Source organism: Pyxidicoccus fallax, from assembly GCF_012933655.1.
Lineage (GTDB): Bacteria > Myxococcota > Myxococcia > Myxococcales > Myxococcaceae > Myxococcus > Myxococcus fallax.
In genome coordinates, this window is sequence record NZ_JABBJJ010000270.1 from 1 (window position 1) to 17,009 (window position 17,009).

Annotated in this window: 14 protein-coding genes; 11 read left to right on the forward strand and 3 right to left on the reverse strand. The window is 71.6% G+C overall.

Annotated features, from left to right (window positions below; all coding sequences use genetic code 11):
• The 9 genes from HG543_RS38940 to HG543_RS38980 all read left to right on the forward strand — a co-directional run.
• On the forward strand, positions 1-749 hold a 749-nt coding region (locus tag HG543_RS38940), incomplete at its 5' end, for a hypothetical protein (RefSeq protein ID WP_169349985.1).
• Between the two features lie 130 nt (positions 750-879).
• Positions 880-2,538, forward strand: a complete 1,659-nt coding sequence (locus HG543_RS38945) for a metallophosphoesterase (protein WP_169349986.1) — start codon at positions 880-882, stop codon at positions 2,536-2,538.
• 690 nt (positions 2,539-3,228) lie between these two features.
• The gene (locus tag HG543_RS38950) at positions 3,229-4,542 is read left to right on the forward strand and encodes an RsmB/NOP family class I SAM-dependent RNA methyltransferase (RefSeq protein WP_169349997.1); all 1,314 of its coding nucleotides are present in this window, start codon (positions 3,229-3,231) and stop codon (positions 4,540-4,542) included.
• Between the two features lie 27 nt (positions 4,543-4,569).
• On the forward strand, positions 4,570-6,348 hold the full coding sequence (locus tag HG543_RS38955; protein ID WP_169349987.1) for a M61 family metallopeptidase: 1,779 nt from the start codon (positions 4,570-4,572) through the stop codon (positions 6,346-6,348).
• A gap of 12 nt (positions 6,349-6,360) precedes the next feature.
• The gene (locus tag HG543_RS38960; protein ID WP_169349988.1) at positions 6,361-7,827 is read left to right on the forward strand and encodes a B-box zinc finger protein; all 1,467 of its coding nucleotides are present in this window, start codon (positions 6,361-6,363) and stop codon (positions 7,825-7,827) included.
• 8 nt (positions 7,828-7,835) lie between these two features.
• Positions 7,836-8,258, forward strand: coding sequence for a carboxypeptidase-like regulatory domain-containing protein (locus HG543_RS38965; protein WP_169349989.1), 423 nt, complete (start codon positions 7,836-7,838; stop codon positions 8,256-8,258).
• Between the two features lie 270 nt (positions 8,259-8,528).
• On the forward strand, positions 8,529-9,410 hold the full coding sequence (rnhB, locus tag HG543_RS38970) for a ribonuclease HII (RefSeq protein ID WP_169349990.1): 882 nt from the start codon (positions 8,529-8,531) through the stop codon (positions 9,408-9,410).
• Positions 9,407-10,042: a hypothetical protein gene (locus HG543_RS38975; RefSeq protein ID WP_169349991.1), complete on the forward strand. Its 636-nt coding sequence runs from the start codon at positions 9,407-9,409 to the stop codon at positions 10,040-10,042. The genes rnhB and HG543_RS38975 overlap by 4 nt, the downstream gene beginning before the upstream one ends.
• Positions 10,039-10,674, forward strand: coding sequence for a histidine phosphatase family protein (locus HG543_RS38980; protein ID WP_169349992.1), 636 nt, complete (start codon positions 10,039-10,041; stop codon positions 10,672-10,674). The genes HG543_RS38975 and HG543_RS38980 overlap by 4 nt, the downstream gene beginning before the upstream one ends.
• 45 nt (positions 10,675-10,719) lie before the next feature.
• Here the strand turns inward: HG543_RS38980 and HG543_RS38985 are convergent, their stop codons facing one another.
• From HG543_RS38985 to HG543_RS38995, 3 genes are all read right to left on the reverse strand, one after another.
• Positions 10,720-12,072 carry an aminotransferase class I/II-fold pyridoxal phosphate-dependent enzyme gene (locus HG543_RS38985; RefSeq protein ID WP_169349993.1) on the reverse strand — a complete coding sequence of 451 codons (1,353 nt, stop codon included), beginning with the start codon at positions 12,070-12,072 and terminating at the stop codon, positions 10,720-10,722.
• A gap of 401 nt (positions 12,073-12,473) precedes the next feature.
• A complete protein-coding gene (gene acs / locus HG543_RS38990) occupies positions 12,474-14,429 on the reverse strand; it encodes an acetate--CoA ligase (RefSeq protein WP_169349994.1) in 1,956 nt (651 codons plus the stop codon).
• Positions 14,430-14,496: 67 nt separating this feature from the next.
• Positions 14,497-14,970 carry a hypothetical protein gene (locus HG543_RS38995; RefSeq protein ID WP_343073549.1) on the reverse strand — a complete coding sequence of 158 codons (474 nt, stop codon included), beginning with the start codon at positions 14,968-14,970 and terminating at the stop codon, positions 14,497-14,499.
• 70 nt (positions 14,971-15,040) lie between these two features.
• On the opposite strand from HG543_RS38995, the gene HG543_RS39000 reads away from it, so the two are divergent.
• Both HG543_RS39000 and HG543_RS39005 read left to right on the forward strand, forming a co-directional pair.
• Complete coding sequence (locus HG543_RS39000) at positions 15,041-15,463, forward strand: NUDIX domain-containing protein (protein ID WP_169349995.1); 423 nt, start codon at positions 15,041-15,043, stop codon at positions 15,461-15,463.
• Positions 15,464-15,479: 16 nt separating this feature from the next.
• Positions 15,480-17,009, forward strand: a 1,530-nt coding sequence (locus HG543_RS39005) for a M50 family metallopeptidase (RefSeq protein ID WP_169349996.1), incomplete at its 3' end; no start/stop codon positions are given.

Sequence of the window (17,009 nt, forward strand, 5' to 3'; positions counted from 1 at the left end):
GGTGCGGCGGAGGCGGGGGCAGCCTGCCCACGGGGCCGGATTCGGGCAATCCGAACCAGACCGGGGACCTCCCCGGCGACCCGGTGAATCCGAATCCGAACCCGGGCCCGAATCCGGGCCCCGAGAAGCCGGCGAGCAGCCTGTGGCCGCTGACGGCCGGCTCCACGTGGACCTACGACATCACCGAGCACAACGGCCCCAACGGCCGCTTCCAGAAGCACGTGACGGTGGTGGGCGAGCGCGACGTGCCGGACATGCCGGGCAGGAAGGCCCTGCTGGTGCACAGCCGGCAGGACCGCACCGTCACCGGGCTCTACGAGGAGTACTCGTATCAGCTCGAGCTGACCAATGGCCTGGTGGTGCGCCTGCGCGAGGAGGACCACAAGGACGGCAACCTGGTGCGCACCACCACGTGGTCTCCGGCCACGGTGAAGTCGCTGGCGCGCATCCCCGATTCGCTGCCCTGGTCCTACCAGAGCGCGGTGCAGGAGCTGACGGTGCTGGGGGACGGCTCGAGGGAGGAGTCGGACCCGACGTACAACTGGCGCGTGGTGGAGCAGGGCCTGACGATGACCGTCAAGGCGGGCACCTTCACCGACGTCATCAAGGTCCAGCGCGACAAGCTCAACGACAAGGGCGAGGTGAAGACGGACAAGGTCCGCTACTACTGGCTCGCTCCGGGCGTGGGGAAGATTCGCGAGGAGGGCGAGCGCACCGAGGAGCTGACCGCGTACGACCTCAAGAAGTAGCGCCCGTCCGGGGAGGCGGCGGTCGCGGGTGCGCCCGCCCCGCCGCCTGCTCCGTCACATCGATTGTTGGATGAAGGTTGGAGATTAGACGGTTGGGCCTCCGTCCCGAGCTGGTTCGGGAGGAGGCTTCATGCACCGCAATTCCACCTTCCCCTTCGCGCCCCTGGTGGCGGCGCTGACGCTCATGGCGGGCGTCGCATGCGCGGGCGTCCTGCCCCGCGACCCCTACCTCCAGAAGGTAGGTCCGGACACGGCCACGGTGGCCTTCCGTCTCGCGGCTGACTGCTCACCGACCGTGCAGTACGGCGTGGGAGCGACCCACCAGACGGCCGCCTCCACGGCCAAGGGGAAGGTCCACGCGGTGGTGCTGACGGGGCTGCAGCCCGGCACCGAGTACACCTACGTGGTGGACGCGTGCGGCAAGGCGACGGCGCCCAAGCGCTTCCGCACCGCGCCGGTGCCCGGGACGCGCAGCGTGCACTTCACCACGGTGGGGGACTTCGGCACGGGCGGCACGAACCAGAAGCTGGTGGCCGCGGCGATGCTGAAGGTCCGGCCGGAGCTGTTCGTGGCGCTGGGCGACAACGCCTACTCGGACGGCACCGAGGCCGAAATCCAGAACAATCTCTTCAAGCCCATGGAGGCGCTGCTGGCGGAGGTGCCCTTCTTCGCGGCGCTGGGCAACCACGAGTACGTGACGAACCAGGGGCAGCCGTACCTGGACAACCTCTACCTGCCGTCCAACAACCCGGCGAACAGCGAGCGGTACTACTCGTTCGACTGGGGGCACGTGCACTTCGTGGCGCTCGACTCGAACTGCGCCATTGGCCTCGCGTCGTCGGACCGGTGCGCGCTGGCCGCGCAGAAGGCGTGGCTGGAGAAGGACCTGGCCGGCACCACGCAGCCCTGGAAGATTGTCTTCTTCCACCACCCGCCCTGGTCCAGCGGCGAGCACGGCTCGCAGCTCGCGATGCGCCGCAACTTCGCGCCCATCTTCGAGAAGTACGGCGTGGACCTCGTCCTCACGGGGCATGACCACAACTACGAGCGCAGCAAGCCCATGAAGGGCGACGCCATCGCCAGCTCGACGCAGGCGGGCATCCCCTACCTCGTGGTGGGCGGCGGCGGCGCGTCCCTGCGGCCCTTCTCCGGCTCCAGGCCGGACTGGAGCGTCATCCGCGACGACAACGCCCACGGCTTCCTGGACGTGAAGGTGGTGGACGGCACGCTCACCGCGGAGCTGGTGACGACCGCGAACAAGGTGATCGACAGCTTCACGCTGCGCAAGGACCTGCCCCCGCTGGAGACGCCCCCCGCGGGCACGCTGACCGTCACCGTCGAGGGTGAGCGCGGCGTGGCGCCGCACGTGGCCCGCTTCATCGCCACCCCGCCCGCCGCGGGCGCGAAGGTGACGTGGGACTTCGGGGATGGCGGCTCGGGCGAGGGCGAGGCGGTGGAGCACACCTACGAGAAGGCCGGCCAGTACACGGTGACGGCCACGGCCACGCAGGGAACGCGCATCCAGACGGCCACCGCCACCGTGGAGGTGACCGCGACGGAGACGCCGGGCCAGCCGACGGACCCGGGCAATGGCAATGGCAACCCGACGACGCCCGGTCCGCAGACGCCGGAGGACCGGCCGACGCTGCCCGGCGGCGGCAATTCGGATGGTGACGACGACCTCGGTGGCCCCGGCCCTGGAGGCGGGGGTTGCGCGGCGGGCCCCACGGCCCTCGTTCCCGCCCTGGGCCTGCTGGTGGCCGGGCTGGTCCGCCGGCGCCGCCGGTAGCCGTTTCACTCTCACACGCCCTCGCCCGGGTCCCGGGTGGGGGTCCCCGGCGCCCCTGTTGGGAAGCCGCGGCCCGCCCGGGTGGCCCGGGGGACTTTCCGTCCCCGGACACCCGGGTTTGCTTTCCGCGCTTGTCAACGCGGCCCGGGGAATGCAAAGCCGCATCCCGCCATGGCCATGAAACGCAAGTCCCGCCCTGCCCCGCCGAGGTCCTCCGCCGACAGGCCCGGGAACAAGCCCGCGTCCTCCGAGCGTCCGGACCGCTCCTCTCAGCCGCGCCGTCCCGAGCGTCCGGAACGTTCCGAGCGCCCGCAGCGCGCCGAGCGCCCGGAGCGCGCGGGGCGGCCTGAGCAGTCGGAACGCGCCGAGCGTCCGCGGCGCGATGAGAGGCCTGAGCGGTCGGAACGCGCCGAGCGTCCGCGGCGCGATGAGAGGCCTGAGCGGTCGGAACGCGCCGAGCGTCCGCGGCGCGCCGGGCAATCCGAGCAGTCGGGACGCGCTGAGCGCCCTGAGCGTTTCGAGCGGCCTCAGCGCTCCGAGCGTCCTCAGCGCCCCGAGCGTTTCGAGCGTCCCCAGCGCTCCGAGCGGCCCGCCCGCTTCGACCGCCCTCAGCGCCCCGGGCGGCCGGGACGCGCCGAGGCCTCCGCCCGCGACGAGCAGCCGGAGCGCTCGGGACGTCCGGAGCGCCCCCTGCGCGAGGACCTCGTCCTCCAGGCGTGCCTCGAGGCCTACGGCTCCATCCGCCACGAAGGTCGCCTCTCGGACCGGGCGCTCGACTTCGTCCTGCGCCACAAGAAGCACCTCTACTCCAACGAGCGCCGCGCCGTGGCCGAGCGCGTCTACGGCCTGCTGCGCCGCCAGCGCACCGTGGACTTCCTCCTCTCCCGCGCGCACCCGCGCCTCGACTCGCTCGACAAGACGCGCCAGGACGTGATGCGCCTGGCCGCCTCGCGCGTCCTCTACGGTGAGTCGGTCGACGCCGTGGTGCGCACCAGCGCCCTGGGCCCCGCGGATGCCGCGGCCCTCGGCGCCCTGCCGGAGGCCGCCGCCGCGCTGGAGGCCCTCCCGGCGAAGGAGCGCTTCCCCATCGCCGCCTCCCTGCCGGACTTCCTCGCCGACCGCTTCCGCGCCCAGTTCGGCGCTGACGCCGCCCGCGCCGCCGAGGCGATGAACGAGCGCGCTCCCCTCATCGCCCGCGCCAACCTCCTCAAGGGTGACCGCGACGCGCTGGCGAAGCGCCTCGAAGCCGAGGGCGTGCAGTCGACCCCCACCCCGCTGTCGCCCATGGGCCTGGTGCTGGAGTCGCGCCTCAACATCTTCTCGCTGGAGAGCTTCCGCGAGGGCTTCCTGGAGCTGCAGGACGAGGGCAGCCAGCTGCTCGGCATGCTGGTGGACGCGCCCCCCACGCGCGTCGTCGACGCCTGCGCGGGCGCGGGCGGCAAGACGCTGCAGCTGGCCGCGCAGATGAAGAACCGCGGCGACCTGCACGCGCTGGACGTGGACGAGCGCCGCATGGAGGACCTGCGCAAGCGCGCCCGCCGCGCCGGCGTGCACAACGTCCGCGTGCAGCTCATCCCCCACGAGGGCCCGGAGGCGGACGCCGCGCTGGAGCCGCTGAAGGGCAAGGCGGACCGCGTGCTGGTGGACGCGCCGTGCAGCGGCACCGGCACCTTCCGCCGCAAGCCGGACGCGCGCTACCGCCTCACGCCCGAGGACCTGGAGATGCACGTCGGCCGGCAGAAGGCCCTGCTCGCGCGCTTCTCGATGCTCGTGAAGCCCGGCGGCCGCCTCATCTACGGCACGTGCAGCGTGCTGCGCGAGGAGAACGAGGCCGTCATCGAGGACTTCCTCTCCAAGCACCCCGACTTCACCGTGCGCCCGGTGGCGGAGCTGCTCGGCGCCGAGCTGGGCGGAAGACTCGGTCCCGGCCCCTTCCTGAGACTGGCGCCGCACACGCACGGCACCGACGGCTTCTTCGGTGCCGTCCTCGTCCGCGCGAAATAGCCTTCCCCGCGAGGGAGAACCCCGGCCATGCCCCCAGCCGTCCACTACCGCGTTTCCATGCCCCGGCCGCACAGCCACCTGTTGGAGGTGGAGGCCACCTTTCCGGAAGGGCCGGAGACGCTCGACGCCGTCCTGCCGGTGTGGACGCCGGGCAGCTACCTGGTGCGCGAGTTCGCCCGTCACGTGCAGGACCTGACGGCGAGCGGCCCGGACGGGGCGCCGCTGCCGGCGCGGCGCGTGGACAAGCGCACCTGGCGCGTCCAGGCCGGAGGGCGCGCCGTCACCCTGCGCTACCGCGTCTACTGCAACGAGTTGACGGTGCGCACCAGCCACCTGGACGGCACGCACGCGTACTTCAACGGCGCCTGCGTCTTCCTCTACACCGAGGCCACGCGCCACCTGGAGCACCACGTCACCGTGGACGCGCCCAGGGGCTGGCGGACGTTCTGCGCCCTGGGCCAGCGCGCGGACGCCTTCGTCGCGCCGGACTACGACGTGCTGGTGGACAGCCCCTTCGAGGTGGGCCCGCACACGGCGCTCGGCTTCACCGCCGCGGGCGTGCCGCACGAGGTGGTGGTGTGGGGCGACAACGTGGCGGACGCGGAGCGGCTGTGCTCGGACCTGCAGCGCATCTGCGAGGCCCAGGCGCGCATGTACGGCGGGCTGCCCGTCCCCCGCTACCTCTTCCTGCTGTACCTGACGGACAAGGGCCGCGGGGGCCTGGAGCACCAGGCCAGCACCGCCCTGCTCTTCCCCCGCGCCGGCCTGTCCAGCTCGCGCGGCTGGGAGGACCTGCTCACGCTGGCCGCGCACGAGTACTTCCACCTGTGGAACATCAAGCGGGTGAAGCCCCGGGCGCTGGTGCCCTTCGACTACTCGCAGGAGAACTACACCTCGCTCCTGTGGGCCTTCGAGGGCTCCACCGCGTACTACGACAACCTCTTCGTGCGCCGCGCGGGGCTCATGTCCGCGCAGCGCTACCTCACCCGCCTGGGCGAGACGCTCACCCACCTGCACTCCACCCCCGGGCGCCGCGTGCAGACGCTGGCCGAGGCCTCGCTGGTCGCCTGGGTGAAGCACTACCGGCCGGACGAGCACTCGCCCAACAGCGCCATCTCCTACTACCTCAAGGGTGAAGTCGTCTCCGCGCTGCTGGACCTGGAGATACGGCGGGCCACCTCGGACGCGAAGAGCCTGGACGACGTGATGCGCCTGTTGTGGCAGCGCCACGGCGACGGCTCCGGCGTGCCGGAGGACGGCGTGGAGACGGCGGCCAGCGAGGTGGCGGGCATCGACCTGACGCCCTTCTTCGACCGGGCGCTGCGCACCACGGAGGAGCTGGACTACTCGGTCTTCTCGCACGTGGGGCTGGAGCCGGGCTTCCGCACGCGCGAGTCCACCAGCGACAAGGGCGGCACCCCGCCCCCCCGGGGCAAGGGCGGCGAGAGCCGGCCCAAGGGGTGGTTGGGACTCACCATCAAGGGCAGCGCCACGGTGGGTGTGGTGCTGGACGGCTCGCCCGCGCAGGAGGCCGGCCTCTATGCCGAGGACGACGTGGTGGCGCTGGACGGCTGGAAGACGGACGGCGCCAGCCTCCTGAGCCGGTGCGAGGACCGCCGGCCGGGCGAGACGGTGCGGGTGACGGTGTTCCGGCGCGACAGGCTGCTGGAGGTGCCGGTGGTGCTGGGGCAGAAGCCGGCGGAGGCCGTCTGGCTGGCGCGGGTGGAGCGTCCCACGGACGCGCAGAAGGCCGCGTACCAGGCGTGGCTGGGGGCCCCCTGGGATGAAGCCCCCGGAGCGGCGTAGTCTCCCGGGGCGATGAACGCCCTGGCTCCGGACGTCCTGGACGCGAACTCCCCCCTTCCCTCCTGCAAGACCCACCCCCGTGCTCCCGCCGGCTGGCGCTGCCAGACGTGCGCGGCGGCGCTCTGCCCGGACTGCGCCGTGGGACGGCGCGCGCAGACGGTGGAGTTGGTGGGGTGCGGCCTGTGCGGCGGCGGCGCCTCGCCCATCCTCGCCCACCGCCGGCGCACGCCCCTGGCCACGCGGCTGAAGCGCGCCTGGCGCTACGTCTTCACCGCCTCCGGGCTCCCGGTGCTGATGGCCGTGAGCCTCGCCCTGGCGTTCCTGGGCTGGATGATGGAGATGTCCCTCCCCTTCCTGAAGCCGCTGCCCCTGGCGCTGTACGGCAGCATGTTCTGGGGGACCTTCTTCACCCTGGTGCGCGACACGTCCCGGGGGGAGATGGAGCTGGACACGCCGGAGTTCATCGACTTCTTCCGCGACGGCCTCCTCCCCGGCATCCGCGGCCTGACGGCCACCACCCTCGTGTTCCTGCCGGCGCTGCTCTACGTCATGCTCGGGTACACCGGCTGGGTCGGGCTCGGCTTCGTCCTGGCGGGAGAGTCCAGGCCGCCGGGACTGATGGCCGACGTCGTGCTGTGGCTCCTGCTGCTGCTGGGCCTGGTGTGGCTGCCCTTCGCGCTGCTCGTCACCGCCTCGGGAATGCCGCCCACGGTCATCCTCGACGTGCCGCGGATGGTGCGGATGGCGCGCAACCTGGGCTCCGACTACCTGCTGACCACGGGCGTGCTCGTGCTGCTGGGCGGGGTGCACCTGGTGACGCACGTCGTGGCGCTCGTGCTACGGGCGGTGGACATGTTCATCGTCTCGCGCGTGCTGGCGGAGGGCGTGACGCTGCTGGCGCCCTTCACGGCGGCGCACGTGCTGGGGCTGCTGATGTACGTGCGCGGGGACTCGGTGGGGTACGGCATGGACCGCGACTACCTGGAGCCCGTCCTGGGCGACACGAAGCCCCGCCTGGCCGCGCCGCCCATGCGCGACGGCGAGCTCTTCCCCGAGGCACCCGAGGGGGCGACGCTCGTCGAGATGCCGGATGCCGCGCGGCGCACGGAGAACGAGGAACTCACCGCGCTGGCGTCCGCGGTGGAGTCGCGCGACGTGCCCCAGGCCATGGCCCTGTACGCAGCGTTGAGAGGACAACCGAAGGTGCGTGTCCCTCCGGCGCACCACCTGTTCATCGGACAGGCCGCGGCCGTGGAAGGAAACTTCCCACTGGCGGTACAGGCGTTGGAATCCGCGGCGGATGTGGCACCGGATGATCCCACCGCGCCCCGCGCGTTGGTCCTCCTGGCGCGCGTGTTGGGAGAAAAGATGCAGGAAATTTCCCGCGCGGAGCAGGTCTATCGCTACGTCATCCACCGCTATCCGGACTCGAGCGCGGCGCGCTTCGCGCGCGAGCGTGTACCTCCGTCCGCCGACTGACACGAGCGTTGCCGCGCGTCGCCGCGAGCACCACCTTCGACGGCATCATGGTTCGGGTGCGTTGGTTCTCGTGGCTCATCGGCATCTCCCTCCTCGCGGCGTGCGACGACGCCCCGCGCATGGAGCGGCGCGACGATGACTGCCAGGCGGAGTTGGTGTCGTTGCGGGTGGAGGTGGTGACGGCGGAGGGGGCCCGCGTGCGTGGCGCCACCGTCACCGCCACCAACCTGACGTCGAACGTGAGCATCACCGGCGTCACGGATGAGAGCGGTGTCACCACCGCCATCAACGAGACGCTCGCTCCCAGTCCCGTGCGCGTGGTGGCCAGCGCCGGCGCCAAGGTCTCCTCCGCCGAGCGCGTCCAGTGGACCTGCGACAGCTGCAACTGCGTGCCCGAGCCCGGCACGCTGCAGCTCCAGCTCAACCCGTAACGTCCTCTCGCGCACCGGGCCCCTGGCCCCTCCCCGCGGAACTTCCCCGCGTGGGTGGTTGTGCCGAGCCCACCGGCTGAGGTACGGCTTACGCCATGCGTCATGCCGGCCCACCCGTGTCCTTCCTCCTGCCTGCCTCCAGGGCGACCCGTCAGCCGGGCGGCCCCGGGAGGGCGGCTGGGGGAACGGCTCTCGACGGCCGCCGCGTTCCCACTCCACGAGGTAAGACCGGCGTGCTACCTCCAAGGTAGGCCCCCGGCCGTCATCATCATGTCCGCAGACAGCGTGGAACAGCTCCTCCAGTGCGCGCTCTCCGAGCTGACGGAGCGCTTCGTCACCCGTTCGCACCCGGTGCCCTCCGGCCTGCTGGAGGCCCTGGATGGGGACTCGCGGCGAGGCGCCCGGGAGCTGGCGCGCCGCATCCGCGCCCGGCAGGAGAAGAACCGCTCCGAGGGCCAGCGCCTGCGCCACCTGCTGAAGTTCGAGGTGGAGCTGTGGGACCAGGGGATGATGCACGTGGCGGGCGTGGACGAGGCGGGCATGGCCCCGCTGGCCGGCCCGGTGGTGGCCGCCGCCGCCGTGCTGCCCAAGGGCTACCGGCTGAAGGGGCTGGACGACTCGAAGAAGATTCTCGACGCGGAGAAGCGCGAGGAGCTGGCGGTGGCCATCAAGCGCGACGCGGTGGCGTGGGCGGTGGGCCAGGCGGAGGTGGAGGAGATCGACCGCATCAACATCTACCACGCGGGCCTGCTGGCCATGCGCCGCGCGGTGGAGGGGCTGGGGCTGAAGCCGGACTTCGTGCTGGTGGACGCGCGGAAGATTCCGGAGTGCCCCGCGCCCCAGCGCGGCATCATCAAGGGCGACTCGCTGTCCATGAGCATCGCCGCGGCGTCCGTGCTGGCGAAGACGACGCGGGACAGGCTGATGGCGGAGCTGGACGCGCAGTACCCCGGCTATGGGCTCGCGGCGCACAAGGGCTACCCGACGCCGCAGCACGTGCAGGCGCTGCGCGAGAAGGGCGTGCTGCCCATCCACCGGCGCAGCTTCGGGCCGGTGCGCGAGGCGCTCGGACTGGGGCCCGCCTCCACGCCTTCCGCCGTGCAGACGGAGCTGTTCCCCGCTATGCCTTCTCCGACAACGACCGAACCGTGAGCTCGGACCAGGACATCGACGGCTGGATGGCGGCGCGGGGCATCACCCTGCCGGACGCCCGCACCCGCGCCCGCGCGGTGCTGGAGGAGGCGGGGCTCACCCGACCCGGCAAGCTGCGCATGAGCGAGCCCAAGCTGCTCAAGGCGGCCGAGCTGTTGGACAGCCGCTTCTTCTTCGTCTGCGCGGACGGGGCCTGCCTCAAGGTGGCGCTGGCGAGCGGCCGCGAGCCCTTGCGCGTGGAGCCGCGCAGCCACTGCATGCGCTGTGGTGGCTCGGCCAACCGGCGCGCGGAGGCCGCCTTCGTGGAGAGCTGCCGCAGCCACGGCGTGCGCAAGGTGGTGGTGGTGGGCGGCTCGCCCGCGGTGCGCGAGGAGCTGGATCAGAAGCTCGGCCATCAAATCGAGCTGCGCATGGTGGACGGCACGGAGCGGCGCACGTCGGACCGGGCGCGCAGTGACTTGGATTGGGCGGACCTGGTGCTGGTGTGGGGCGCCACGGAGCTGCACCACAAGGTGAGCGGGCACTACACGCACGGGGGCCCCGCCTACAGCCACAAGGTGGTGCACGTGGTGCGCCGCGGTGTCGCCGCCCTGCTGGAAGAGGCGATTACCCACCTGGAGAGGTCGCGTTGAAGACCGAGCTCATCCTGCTCCGCCATGGAGAGACGGAGTGGAACTCGCAGAACCGGCTGCAGGGCCACCGGGACAGCGCGCTGAACCCCGAGGGCCAGCGTCAGGCGGACGCGCTCGCGGCGCGGCTGGTGTCGGTGTCCTTCAGCGCGCTGTATTGCAGTGATTTGGGCCGGGCGGTGGAGACGGCGCGGCGCATCTCCGCGCGCACGGGCCACGCCGTCACCCCGGATGCGCGGCTGCGCGAGCGGGGCCTGGGCATCCTGGAGGGGCTGACGCGCGAGGAGGCCCGGGAGCGGCACCCGGACGTGTTCGCGGAGTACTCGGCGGGCGCGCCGGACTACGTGGTGCCGCAGGGCGAGAGCACGTCCCAGCGGCTGCGCCACGCGGTGGAGTGCCTGAGCGAGCTGGGCCACCGGCACCGGGGCGGGCGCGTCGTGGTGGTGACCCACGGCGGCGTGCTCAGCCTGCTGTTCCGCCACAGCCTGGGGATTCCGCCCCAGGCGCCGCGCACCTTCTCGGTGCTCAACGCGGGCTGGAACCAGTTCGACTACCACCCCCATGACGGCACGCTGCGGCTGGTGACGTGGGGTGACGTCACCCACCTGACGGCCACCAGCCGCGACGACACCTGAGCCCGAGCGCCCCGGGCCACTCCCGGGGCACGCGAGCCCTTCGGCTCACACCTCGGCCTGGAGCCGCTCCTCGTGCCGGGCCGCGCGGGACGGACGGGCCTGGGGATTCACCAGGGAGCGGGCCTCCTCGATGGCGGCGTGCACCACCTCGGCGGCATGCCGCGCCTGCTCCTCGGTGTGCGAGGACATGACCTGCATGCGGAAGCGCGACTCGCGCACGCGGACGGCCGGGTACTCCACGAGGTTGGCGAAGACGCCGCGCTCGAACACCAGCTTCGACGCCAGCCGCGCCACCTTCGCGTCGCCCACGGGCACGGGCACCACGTTGGAGGGCTCGCCCATGCACTTGATGCCGCGCTCGGCGAACGCGCCGCGCAGCGCGAGGATGTTGGCGCGGGCCTTCTGACGCAGCGCCTCGCCCTCCTCCGAGCGGACGATGCGCAGCGCCTCCAGCACCACCGCGGCCTGCGTGGGCAGCAGCGCGTTGGAGAAGATGTGCGGCCCGCCCATGGTGCGCACGAACTGGCGCACCGCCGGCGAGCGCGTGGCCAGGAAGCCGCCGTTGGAGGCGAACGTCTTCGAGAAGGCACCCACCACCAGGTCCACCTTCCCCAGCATGCCCTGCGCGCCCAGCACGCCCGTGCCCCGGGGGCCCAGCGAGCCCAGGTCATGCGCCACGTCCACCAGCAGCGTCGCGCCGTACTCGTGGCAGATGGCCTGCAGCTCCTCCAGCCGCGGCACGTCCGAGTCCATGGAGAACAGGCCCTCGGTGACCACCAGCACGCCGTTGCGCGTGTCCTTCGCGCGAATCTCCTGCAGCTTGCGGCGCATGGCGCGGTTGTTCAGGTGCGGCACGCGGGTGACGTTCTGCGTGGCGGCCATGGCGCCCTGCTGCAGGCACTGGTGCGACAGCGCGTCCATCACCACGTGGTCATCCGCGCGCACCAGCCCGGCGATGGTGCCAAAGCCCGCGCCCCAGCCCGAGGAGAACAGCGCCACGTGCGGCATCTGCAGGTGCTCGGCGAGGGCCTTCTCCAGCATCAGCGACGGCGTCGTGTTGCCACCCAGCATCGCCGAGCCCGCGCTGTGCAGCCCGTACTGCTCGATGGCCCGGTGCGCCGTCGCGATGACTTCCGGATGCGTGGACAGCGACAGGTAGTCCTGCGAGCCGAAGTTCAGCCCCTGGCGGGCCACGCCCGTCTCATTGCGCACGCCGCACTCGGCCTCCGGCGCCGCCACCAGGCTCCTCGAGAACGGCCACAGCCCCGTCTCCCGCCGCGACTCCTGCCAGCGGAAGAAGTCCTCCGTCCTCCCCAACAGGTCCGGCCCCACGGGCTGTGTGTAGTCGGAGATGAAGTGGGTGAAGAGAGGAGATTCGAGCTGATTACGCAGTTCCATCGATACACGTCCGGGGGGAGGAGGGGGACAACGTAGGGAATGCACGTTCATGCGCCCGGGGGGCGAGCGCGACCCCCTTTAATTCCATTGCATCTTTCCAGTCAACCTAACAAGTCAGATGACTCGACTGTATTAGTTTGACCTGACTCAACAGAATGCGTCGCACAAGGGAGAAACCCGCCCTTCCCTGCACCCCGGGCAGGCGCCGCGCGCGCGCATCACCTGTCAACCCTTTGACATTATTGGGGGCTCAAACGAGGGGTGAAACCGACCTCAATGGGTGAGAAATGACAACGGCCCCGGAGCCCTCCACGGTGGTGGCGGGTCCGAGGCCGTGCAATCCAACGGGAGTGGGAGGACCTGTCAGGTCGTCCCGCCCCCGAGGGGTGAGGCGAAGTGCGCTACTCGTCGTTCTGCCGCAGCGCGGCGAGGACGTTGAGGTCCTCCAGCGTGGTGGTGTCCTGCGAGGACTGCTTGCCCGCGGCCACGTCGCGCAGCAGCCGGCGCATGATTTTTCCGGAGCGCGTCTTGGGCAGCGCCTCGGCGAAGCGGATTTCATCCGGCCGGGCGATGGCGCCAATCTCCTTCGCCACGTGCGTGGCCAGCTCCTTCTTCAGCTCGGACGAGGGCGCGTTGCCCTGCTTCAGGGTGACGAAGGCCACCAGCGCGGTGCCCTTGAGCTCGTCCGGGCGGCCCACCACGGCGGCCTCGGACACGCGCGCGTGCGCCACCAGCGCGCTCTCCACCTCGGCGGTGCCCAGGCGGTGGCCGGCGACATTCACCACGTCGTCCACGCGGCCCATCAGCCAGACGTAGCCGTCCGCGTCGGTGCGCGCGCCGTCGCCGGTGAAGTACATGCCGGGCAGCTCGTTGAAGTACGTGCGCACGTAGCGGTCCGGGTCGCCGTACACGGTGCGCAGCATGGAGGGCCACGGCCGGGTGACGAACAGCAGCCCGCCCTGCCCCCGAGGCACCGGGTTGCCCTGCCGGTCCAGGATTTCGGCGTGGATGCCGGGCAGCGGGAAGGTGGCCGAGCCGGGCTTGGTGGGCGTGGCCCCCGGCAGCGGCGAAATCATGATGGCGCCCGTCTCCGTCTGCCACCACGTGTCCACGACGGGGCAGCGGCCGCCGCCGATGACGTCGCGGTACCACATCCACGCCTCGGGGTTGATGGGCTCGCCCACGCTGCCCAAGAGGCGCAGCGAGGACATGTCGTGCTTGCGCGGGTGCTCGTCGCCCAGGCGCATGAAGGCGCGGATGGCGGTGGGCGCGGTGTAGAGGATGGTGGCCTTGTAGCGCGCGATGATTTCCCAGAAGCGGTCCGGCCCCGGCTGCGTGGGCGCGCCCTCGTAGAGGACGGTGGTGACGCCGTTCATCAGCGGGCCGTAGACGACGTAGCTGTGCCCCGTCACCCAGCCCACGTCCGCGGTGCACCAGTAGACGTCGTCCTCGCGCAAGTCGAACACCCAGCGCGTGGTGAGCGACGTATTCACCGCGTAGCCGCCCGTGGTGTGCAGCACGCCCTTGGGCTTCCCGGTGGAGCCGGAGGTGTAGAGGATGAACAGCGGGTGCTCGCTCTCCACCCACTCCGGCTCGCAGGTGTCGGACTGGCCCTTCACCAGCGCGTCCCAGGCCACCATCCTCGAGTCACTCAGGGACAGCGACTCGCCGGTGCGCCGCAGCACGACGACCTTCTCCATGGCCTTCATGTGGGGCAGCGCCGCCTCCACGTTCTTCTGGAGGGGCACCACCGAGCCCTTGCGCCAGCCGCCGTCCGCGGTGAGCAGCACCTTCGCGCCCGCGTCGTTCATGCGCTCGTGGAGCGCCTCCGCGGAGAAGCCGCCGAACACCACCGAGTGCACCGCGCCGATGCGCGCGCACGCCAGCATGGCCACCGCGGCCTCGGGCACCATGGGCAGGTAGATGCCCACCCGGTCTCCCTTGCGCACGCCGAGCGACTTGAGGCCGTTGGCCAGCCGGTTCACCTCCACCGCCAGCTCGCCGTAGGTGATGCGGCGCCGGTCTCCGGGCTCGCCCTCGAAGAGGATGGCGGGCTTGTCGCGGCGCTTCGCCAGGTGGCGGTCCAGACAGTTGTAGGCGAGGTTGGTGCGGCCCTCGACGAACCAGCGCGCGTGCGGTGGCTTCCAGTCCAGCACCGTCTGGAAGGGCTCCTTCCAGTAGAGCTCCTCGCGGGCCCGGTCGCCCCAGTACTTCTCCGGGTTGCTGGCGGCCTCGTCCCACAGCCGCCGGTAGTCCTCCATGCTGCGGATGTGGGCCTGCTTCGAGAACGCCTCCGGGGGAGGGAAGACGCGATTCTCCGTCAGGACCGATTTGATCTCGTGCTGCGTTTCAGCCATGGGCTCCTCCGCAGAGTGGGCAACCGCCCCTCTGTTCTAGGAACCCGCGCGTCAGGTCTCAAGCGTGTCACTCACAACGCTTCGACTCCTTGACGGCTTCGTAGCGCAGCCACAGTTCGCAGACGCACTCATCCGGGCGCTGGGTGTCGTAGCGCACGCGCAAGGTGCCGTCGAACTGCGTCTCGCAGCGCGTCTTGCCCTCCAGGTGGATGTTCACCTGGTCCAGCAGACACTCCTGGCCGTTCACCTCGGCGCTGGCGTTCACCACGCTGCCGTCGATGGAGAAGTCGTCTCCCTCGTCGAGGAAGTAGCCGATGAGCTCGCTGTCCAGCAGGCTGAAGTCCAGGCGGACGACCCGGCCCGTCACCTGGAGGGTGCCGCGGAACGGTTCGCGGTTGGCCGCGAGCCCGCACTCGTCCCGGTAGATTTCCACGGGCGTGAGGACGTAGTCGCCCTGCTCCTGGGCGTAGGGCAGGCAGCCAGACATGCCCGCGACGAGCAGGGCGGGGACGAGGAGGCGAAAGCGTCCGAGGGTAGACACGGCGCGCACCATACCGCACGGGGTGCATTGGGTGCAGTGCATCGTGGCGGCAGCGGTTACACTCGGTGCCATGGCCGAATACCGCAACCCCAAACCCACCGTGGACTGCATCATCGAGCTTGCGGGTGAACGCATCGTCCTCATCCGCCGGAAGAATCCGCCGGTGGGCTGGGCGCTGCCGGGCGGCTTCGTGGACGAGGGCGAGTCGCTGGAGACGGCGGCCGTGCGCGAGGCGAAGGAGGAGACGGGGCTGACGGTGAAGCTGGTGGAGCAGTTCCACACGTACTCGGACCCGAAGAGAGACCCGCGCCAGCACACCATCTCCACCGTCTACATCGGCACGGCGGAGGGCGAGCCCTCGGGCTCGGACGACGCGGCGGAGGCGAAGACCTTCCCGTCGAGCGCGCTGCCGAAGGACCTGTGCTTCGACCACGGCACCATCCTCTCCGACTACCTGGCCTACAAGCGGACCGGGCAGCGGCGGAAGCTGTAGGGAGCGGCGCTCCCGGATGCACTACGCGCTCGTCCTGCTCGCCCTGGGAGGGCTGTTGGCCCTGCACGAACTGGGGCACCTCGTCGCCGCGCGGCTGTGCGGCGTGAGGGTCCCCCGCTTCGTGTTCGGCTTCGGTCCGCCGCTGGTGTCCTTCCGCTTGTGGGGCACGCAGTACGTGCTGGCCGCGGTGCCGCTGGGGGCCACCGCGCACGTGCAGGGGATGAATCCGCACCGCGCGGACGCGGCGGAGGACGGCGGCTTCCAGGTGCTGGGCCCGCTGCGGCGGATGGTCATCATCCTGGCGGGGCCCCTGGCCAACTACCTGCTCGCGCTGGGGCTGCTGTTCTCGTTGTACACGTCGGGCACGCACGTGGTGGTGCCGCTGACGGTGGGCACGGTGCAGCCCGGCTCGGAGGCGGCGCGCGCGCAGCTGTTGCCGGGGGACCGCATCGTCACGGTGGCGGGACAGCCGCTGAAGAACTGGTCGGAGTTCGTGGAGCAGGTGGCGCGCTCACCGGGCCGTCCGCTGGAGCTGGGCGTGGAGCGGCAGGGCACGCAGCGCACGGTGCAGGTGCGCCCGCGTCCGGATGAGCGGGGCGAGGGCCGCATCGGCGTGAGCCAGCAGTACGTGTACCGCGCGCACGGCGCGGGCGAGGCGCTGGGGCATGCGTTCGCGCACACCGGCAGCGTGGCGGCCGAGGGCCTGTCGACGCTGGTGCGGCTGGTGCGCGGGCCGGAGCACACGGGCGCCGTGGGGCCGGGAGCGCTGATGCGGCAGGAGTCGTCGGACGCGGCGTCGTCCGGGATGGACTCGCTGATGCGCGCCTTGGTGACGGCGTCCGTGGCGCTCGCGCTCCTGATGATGCTGCCCGTGCCCGGGTTGGATGGAGGCCGGGTGGCGCTGCTGATGGTGGAGGCGGCGAGCGGCCGGAGATTGCCACCGCGCGTGGAGACGGTGGCGCAGGCGGTGGGCTTCCTCGGCATCGCGGCGGTCATCGTGGTGGTGGCGGGCATGGAGATTCGCCGCGCGCTGCCGGAGCGGCCCGCGCCCGCGGTGGTGGGAGGAACGCCGACTGCGAGCGCTGGAGCACCGGCGAACGCGGCGGGCAGCAGGCCCACGGCGGGGCCTGGGGCACCGGCGAACGCGGCGGGCGGCGCGACGACGGCTCCTGGAGCACCGGCTCCGGTGGTGGGTGCCACGTCGGTGTCTGGCCCGGGCGTCGCAGCGAACGCGACGGCGGCGGGCGTCACCCAGACGCTCGTTCCCGGAGCGACGCCCTCCTCGGCACCACCCACCACACCGGCCGCGCCGGGCGCCGCGGCGGCGATAGCTCCCGCTCCGGGTGCGCCCAGGACAGGCGCGAATCCCGTGGCGCCCACCCCGGCCGCGGGAACGGCCGTGAGTGGGACGGGTGCTCCGACGGGCTCGACACCGGCACCAGGCGCGACGGCCTCGGGCACTCCGGACGCGGGAACAGCGGTCGCCGGCAGCGCGTCCCCTCCGGGAACATCCCCGGGAACACAGGCCGTCGCGGCCCCCACCACC